This window comes from Pandoraea horticolens (assembly GCF_902459555.1).
Taxonomy (GTDB): Bacteria; Pseudomonadota; Gammaproteobacteria; order Burkholderiales; family Burkholderiaceae; genus Pandoraea; species Pandoraea horticolens.
This window is the reverse complement of record NZ_CABPSM010000018.1, coordinates 82602-89623: the sequence shown is the minus strand read 5'-3', so window position 1 is coordinate 89623 and position 7022 is coordinate 82602. Positions and strand designations below refer to the sequence as shown.

The window sequence follows — 7022 nt, the reverse complement described above, 5'->3', positions numbered from 1 at the left end:
CATACCAACTCCTCATCTGAGCTGAGGAGCCATTATCTCTAGATTTGATTGGCACGAAATTTCACGGACAGGTCAGATATCCCCGAACGCTCACCACCTCACGTGCGCCGACACTCAATTCAGCTGATGTAATCAGGACCCCGTAGTTCGCGCCGTTATATGAAACGTCTGCCGCGAGGCCTTTTACAGTCACTTTATCGATCTTTTCTTTCTGCCGTTTGCATTGAATTATTAGTGTCGGAGCGCCAGAGCGGTCCGCGTCCGCGTGCCACGCACGGATGTCGACGCCATCATCGTTGCTCCCCGCCCCGATTTCAACGGTATATCCCGCTCGATGGAAAAATTCTGCGGACATTTGCTCAAAGCGACGCCAGTGTATTTCTCCGATTCTTTCTTTATTGTTCGCCAAGAAATTGATGAACCTCTGATCAAAGAAGGTTCCGTGTGCGGGCTCCTGTTCGCTCCGCTTCTTTAGCTCCGCTAAGTCGAGTCGGTCTAACCATTCCGACTGATGTTGGCTTTGCGCGAAGGGGTCAAGGTCCGAAGCGGTAGCCATCGCTTTGAGGCGGTCAAACGCGATTCTGAGTCCAATCACCCCGAATTTTTCGCGCGCCTCCTTCATAAGCGGCGTCGGGTCCATTTTCTTAGTACCGGCACGCTCCGCAACATCCATCATTTTCGGTAACCACTCGACAAACAACTTTGACACGCCTTCAAGCTCGCATTGATGCTCCGCATACTTCGCGTAGACGAACAAGCCCAGTCCATCGCCGTTAAATCGCTTATCCGTGTAACCTACTTTGTACAGGGCCTGATAATAGAGATCTTGGATCTCCTCTGACCGCAAGCGAACGAACCCGTTCTCATTTTCGAGAATGGCGTCGGGGTACTTCGTGCCGGATAGCAAATCGCACAGATCAGCTATAGAAACGGCCAGCCCTGATTTGTACCCTATGGTTTCATGCAAACCATCGCCCAGAGATCCCGGTTGTAGCACCACGCCGCCCATATCCCCACCCCAACTCGCGTGCGGGCGGACGGTGAAATGTCCGCTCAAAAAAATAATTTTTCGAAAGAGTATACGAGTTGTATGGCGCGCATGGTAATGCCTCGCTTGCCTGCGCCACAATAGAAAAACCCCGACGACGCGGGGCTTTGGGTGTTGAGGCGGGCGGGTGAAACCGAAGCAGCGTACACGGCTTTGCAGGCCGCTGCATATACATAATTATCAATAACTTACAAAAACCACCACCCATTCAACCACCTTGCGGTAGAGACATTTTCGTCCGCTCTCGATCCAGCACTGATGCGCAAGTTTGCAGATTTCGGTCACATAGGTGTAAGGACCTGCATTTCAAACAGGCCAGACTTGCTAATCCGAGGAAGTCTCCTATGCTGAGGCGTGCATCCTCGGCGTTTGGGACGCACTTCTGACGGCTAATCTCTTAGGAGTACAAAGATGGGACAGTATCAGTACAATTTCAGTATCAATACCGACTATGCAACCCCCGAAAAGGACACGGCTATTGAGCTCCATATGGCGTTGCCGATTCCATACAGTGACCTGCCGAAAGTACAAAACTGGTTCGATCAAAATGATTGGATGTCTATCAGGAAGTACCTGACGTCAAAGTACCCTGAACATCGGCAGTGCCTGGAAAATTGGATGTCCGGGAGCGAGGCGCGAAGTCGGGGAAAAACGAAGCAGAAGTTCGCTATCGCGGGCTAAATTGCAGGCCATCTCTCCAGCCCAATGGATTCTGCCCCCACATCTCTTTCGGTTAATGCTCCGACAGCATTAACCGCGTTATTTTTCACGAAACAGTTTTTTTCCCCCGAGGACCATCATCATCAACGGCAGGGGGGAAACCACCTAATTCAAGCACATTGTTCGCAGAGGCCCCAATGCGCCACACTTCATCCCAGCACATCAATTCGATCCGCGCAGTTTTTGCCAAGCAAATTTTGGCATTGGCGAACGCGCTGGGAAACGAACGTCTCGAGCGCGCCTTCGCGACGGTGCCGCGAGAGCGGTTCCTCGGGCCCGGTCAGTGGCAGATCCTCACGCCTTGGGACGGCTACACGGCGTTGCCAGAGAATGACCCTGCACTGATCTATCAGGATGTCCTCGTTGGCCTTGCCGCCAATCGTGGCGTCAACAATGGCAGTCCGGCGCTCCATGCACGATGGCTCAACGCCATGCGGCCAAAGCCGGGCGAGGTCGTCGCCCACATTGGGGCGGGAACAGGATATTACACGTCAGTTTTGGCGGAACTCGTCAGCCCCGCCGGCAAGGTAATCGCTGTGGAGTACGATGCAGATCTCGCCGCCGAGCTAGCAAGCAACCTTGCCACCGCGCCCAACACCGAGGTTATTTGCGCCGACGGCGCATCTCAACCAGAATTTCCAGTCGATTGCCTTTACGTTAATTTTGGCGTAGCTTGCCCCGCTAGCCGCTGGGTGGAAAACCTCAGGCTTGGCGGGCGCCTCATCCTGCCGCTTGGTGTGCCGGAGATGCACGCCACACTTCCCATACATGTCGTCAAGCACGCCATCGGTTTGATGATCACTCGGCAGCATACCGGTTTCGCGGCAACGTCCTTGGGCGCAGCGTCATTTGTATTTGCCCAAGGGCAATTGGCAGTATCTAACGGCGACATTGATGCGTTGCGAGAGAGCCTCAAAACGGGAGAGGACCATCGCATTCGCAGCCTCGTCTGGGGAGCGAAGCGTGACGCGCCAGCCTGGTTTTCTGGTGAGGACTGGGCACTGTCCTTCGAAGAACTGGCTTGAAGAAGCCCTCGCGCCTTGCACGGCTCAAGGTCACCGTTTACGACGGTTACTTACTGTGTCAAGTGCTATATCCGAGGGGTAGACGTCATGGCCCACCCCGGCCGCGTATGGGGTGTAACAGGGGCGTTTCACTGAAATGCTCATGAATCACTTCTTGAGCGACTTTGTCTTTATCGCCTCGGGCGCTTGGGATGATGTCATCAATCTTTCCTATGCGCCGCAGCGCGACGCCCTTGCGGGCAAAAAAAGGCCGCCCGAAGGCGGCTCGAGAATCACGAGACTAGACCGGTTATCTTGGCGGTGGCGGTACAACAAGATTGACGCTCTTGCCCTTCTTCTTACCGTGGCCGAGCGTTTTGGCGTTGCAGGCGTATATCAAGATCACGTTGCAAACTGGCTTGGCGCGCAGCGACCTGTTGCGCCTCCAGCCTGACCGAGACTTTGATGACGTCGGCATTCACATCCAGCGACATAAGACCGCCGAGAGCAGCGGTAAGCGCACAATCTACGAGTGGACGGACGAGCTGCGCGAGGCGATTGCCGAGGCCGTCCGAGCGCGCCCCGTGCGTTCGTCAAAGTGGCTTTTCTGCATGCTCGACGGCGACGGATACCTCGATGAGGAAACCGGCCGCGCTGGCGGCTTCGACTCAATGTGGCGTGGCTTTATGGATCGCGTGCTGGCAGAGACGAAGGTGACGGAACGATTCACCGAGCATGACCTTCGTGCCAAGGTGTCGAGTGACGCGGAATCGATTGAGCACGCCCGAGCGTTACTCTCTCACACGACGGACGCAGACCACGCAACGCTCGTACCGACGCAAGGCCGAGAAGGTCAAACCCCTGCGTCGGAGTCGACGTGAATAGGAAAGCTCCGTCCGAATAGGACACGGGGCTTTCTTGGAAAGGCTGAAAAGCCTTATGGAATGCGGTGGCGGAGAGAGGGGGATTCGAACCCCCGATAGGCTATTAACCTTGGGTGGGGGTGGCTGGGGGGCTTAGCTGGCAAGGGGTTGCGGGTGGGGCGTTTACTATTTTGGGGTGTTACGCGAAGAGGGTAAGTGTTTGATTTTTATGGTGGGAGGATTTTGGGGATAGTAAGGGTAAAACGTCGGCGTCACTTCGTAGCGACAACAAACGTTGATTTTTCCTGTGTAGCCTACTGATGAGAGGTTCCAGCCAACTTGGCGTAGGCAGGAGGCTGGGAGAATGATATAAAATCAACAACATACAAAACGCGCCCCGACCAATCATTGATCGGGTTGCAGAAGAAAATCACGATCAGTTCTTTGGGAATCATGACACCAGACGCGAAGCAGCTTTCGGCACTATCTCGAATATTCTCTTCGAGCGTGTTCCGCGAGATGGCACGGAAAGGGCGCTCGCCCCTCTTCGCGAGGTTGATCGTCGACGCTGGCCTTTCGCTTAAGCCATCAAGCAAGTGCACCGTCGCAAGCGCTTTTGACGCGGCCTTCGCTAGCTTACGCAGGGCAGGCGGGCGAGATGAATACGTCTATCGGGCAGCCCTGACCCACAACATTCTCCTCGGGACACACTCCCTCAACACGGCGAGCCTGCTTACCGAATTCCGAGCCGGGGCGTGCAAGGCGGACCTTGCCATCCTTAACGGCACCGGAACCGTATACGAGATTAAATCCGAGCGAGATTCACTCAGCCGCTTAGCGAACCAAATCGAGAATTACAGGAAAGTATTTGCCAAAGTCTACGTTATTGCGGGCGAGGCCCACGTAGATGACGTAATAGAAAGCACACCAAACGACGTAGGCGTAATGAGTCTTGTCCGATGGGATCGAATTCGCACGGTTCGCGAAGCTGCCGATCGTCCCGATCTTGTTTGCCCAATCACCATATTTGAATCGCTCCGAGTCGCAGAAGCAAAAACAATACTGCGAAATCTTGGAGTTTCAATCCCCGACGTTCCGAATACAATGCTATGGTCGGCGTTGCGTGATCTCTTCGCGAATCTTGCCCCAAGTGATGCTCACGAGCAAATGGTCAAAACGCTTAGGATGACTCGCAATCTGTCGACACTGAGTTCCTTGATAGCACAGTTGCCGAAATCACTCCAACCTGCCGCACTCTCTATTCAAGTTCGACGTGTGGACCATGAGCGTTTGGTCGAAGCCGTACGCACGCCCCTTCACGAAGCATTGACTTGGGCATAACGACGATATGTATCACCCGTTCTTCCGTGGAAAACAATTCGAACTATTAACTATTCGCGAAACAGCGGCATTATTGGCCGAATCAAATTTCACCCCGATCATCGAGCCTGTCCGTCGAGGGTTTGGTGGCCTGCAGCGCGCGCTAGAAGCCGTCTGCAGCGCAAACGGCAAGGCAATAGTGATCGTCAATCCCGATTGCGGCGACTATGCCGAGGACGGAAACGAAATTCCCGAATTCCTGAACGAGTTCGCCGCACAAGAAAACATTTCTGCAGGTATCCTTCTTACGGCGGAAATGTCGGTTGCCGATGCCCTCTCGTACTTGGCCGAACTTCGCTCCCACAACCCGACGTTTATTCACGCAGGATTTGTTGACGCTCGTGCACTTGCGGAAGCGCTGAGAGGGCATGACAACGCAAATAGGCACGTTTTTCTCAATGACTATTGCGGCAGACTGTATGCCAGGCACTTCGTGGGGAGCGATCGCACCGTCATCGGCGATGGATTCGAAAAGCGCAAGCGGAATGCCGATCATCCACCTGTCGAAGAGTTCTCGGACCTCCATGTAACGTATGAAAGCGACGGCATGGATGGATTCGGTGACTTTCTAATCGTGGGCGATGACTACAGCGAGGTTGGGGGCCCTGCGTACACTGTCGCCATTCACCTCACATTCATCGATCCCGAAAAGGACGATGTGATGTACGTGTATCACTTCATATCCGAAACAAACTCCACTCCAACGGATCCCGCAGGGAAATTTGCCCAAGCGCTGGCGAAACTAATAGCGACACTAGACTCTGGCACGTCCAATCTACGTGAAACCAACGCTATCCGGGAGTTTAGAGAGCTGTACAACCGAGGCCACTTTCCGGGCCTTGGGCATGTAAAAAAGCTAGCAATGAAGCATCACATCGAGACAATTGCTGAATTCTTAGGCCGATAACAAGCATATGCAAGCAAAGTGCTGCGCAAAATGTTTCGGAGATAGGGAGCTTCGCAAGAACCTCATTCCGTTGAAGAATCCAATACGAGGGGACTGCGGATATTGCAAGTCTATCGACGTCGACATCCTGCATCCGAGTGACCTTGCCAACTATTTCGAAACGCTAATCGAAATATACGAACCAGATCCGAACGGAAAATCACTTGTGGAGTGGATGAAAGAAGACTGGGATTTATTTTCCCATCCAAATATGGGAATTCCCAATGCTCAGGTTCTTCTCGGCGAAATTCTTGATGACGGCGATATAGTTCGAAGAAATTTTTCTCCATCTGGATCCTACAAAAGCGAAGGACTCATCAGATGGGAAACATTGCGAGACGAGTTACGCTACACCAATCGGTATTTTCTCGACCAAGCACTGGACTTCGAGCGCCTATCGGCTTTGCTCGGCCAGCTCATCGCGGACGACATTCCTAACAATTGGTTCAGAGCAAGGATAGCAAGCGGGGATGCCAATTTTACGGTGCACGATATGGGAGCCCCCCCAAAGAGTCTGGCCTCTCATGGGCGCGCCAATCCTGTCGGCATTCCATATCTGTACTTAGGATCAAAACCTGAAACAGCAATTGCTGAAATTCGTCCGCATACAGGTGAAACGGCGTTCGTAGCAGACTTCACTATCACGGACCCAGTCAGAATCGTAGACCTACGAAACCCTCGCTCCTTCGTCTCGCCATTTATTTGGAGTGATGCAGTGGATGTCGCACAACTTCGGGCGGACATCCCGTTCCTCGAACGTTTGGGGCAAGAGTTAACGCGCCCTGTGCTGCCGAGAAGTGCTGCAATTGACTACATTCCGAGCCAATACCTATGCGAGTTTATTAAGAAGAGTGGTTTTGATGGCGTCGCATACAGCAGCTCTGTGAGCGACGGCATAAATCTCGCACTTTTTGATCCGACAAAGGCTGTAGTAGGCAACGTGCGTAAATTTGACGTGACCCGTGTTTCGGTCGCGGTTTGCTGCGTTAGCTCGCCTGAATCCACTCCTAGCAGCGGGGTCGAATCGAATGCTGTTTAACAGGAGTTCGCTCATCGCTCGT

General features: G+C 53.4%; 8 protein-coding genes. 7 read left to right on the top strand and 1 reads right to left on the bottom strand.

Features of this window, described 5'->3' with window-relative positions; all coding sequences use genetic code 11:
• Positions 1-61: 61 nt before the first annotated feature.
• Positions 62-1009, bottom strand: coding sequence for a restriction endonuclease (locus PHO31112_RS23010; protein WP_150623445.1), 948 nt, complete (start codon positions 1007-1009; stop codon positions 62-64).
• A gap of 450 nt (positions 1010-1459) precedes the next feature.
• On the opposite strand from PHO31112_RS23010, the gene PHO31112_RS23005 reads away from it, so the two are divergent.
• The 7 genes from PHO31112_RS23005 (at position 1460) to PHO31112_RS22975 (ending at position 7000) form a co-directional block, all read left to right on the top strand.
• A complete protein-coding gene (locus PHO31112_RS23005; protein WP_150623443.1) occupies positions 1460-1729 on the top strand; it encodes a hypothetical protein in 270 nt (89 codons plus the stop codon).
• 176 nt (positions 1730-1905) lie between these two features.
• Positions 1906-2793 (top strand): protein-L-isoaspartate O-methyltransferase family protein, encoded by an 888-nt coding sequence (locus PHO31112_RS23000; protein ID WP_150623441.1) that lies wholly within the window; start codon positions 1906-1908, stop codon positions 2791-2793.
• A 142-nt stretch (positions 2794-2935) separates the two neighbouring features.
• Complete coding sequence (locus tag PHO31112_RS22995) at positions 2936-3226, top strand: hypothetical protein (RefSeq protein ID WP_150623439.1); 291 nt, start codon at positions 2936-2938, stop codon at positions 3224-3226.
• Complete coding sequence (locus PHO31112_RS27250; protein ID WP_174995844.1) at positions 3192-3653, top strand: site-specific integrase; 462 nt, start codon at positions 3192-3194, stop codon at positions 3651-3653. The genes PHO31112_RS22995 and PHO31112_RS27250 overlap by 35 nt, the downstream gene beginning before the upstream one ends.
• Before the next feature lie 399 nt (positions 3654-4052).
• On the top strand, positions 4053-4976 hold the full coding sequence (locus tag PHO31112_RS22985; protein ID WP_246178480.1) for a sce7726 family protein: 924 nt from the start codon (positions 4053-4055) through the stop codon (positions 4974-4976).
• A 7-nt stretch (positions 4977-4983) separates the two neighbouring features.
• A complete protein-coding gene (locus PHO31112_RS22980; protein WP_150623435.1) occupies positions 4984-5922 on the top strand; it encodes a sce7725 family protein in 939 nt (312 codons plus the stop codon).
• A gap of 7 nt (positions 5923-5929) precedes the next feature.
• Positions 5930-7000 (top strand): RES family NAD+ phosphorylase, encoded by a 1071-nt coding sequence (locus PHO31112_RS22975; RefSeq protein WP_150623433.1) that lies wholly within the window; start codon positions 5930-5932, stop codon positions 6998-7000.
• Positions 7001-7022 lie beyond the last annotated feature (22 nt).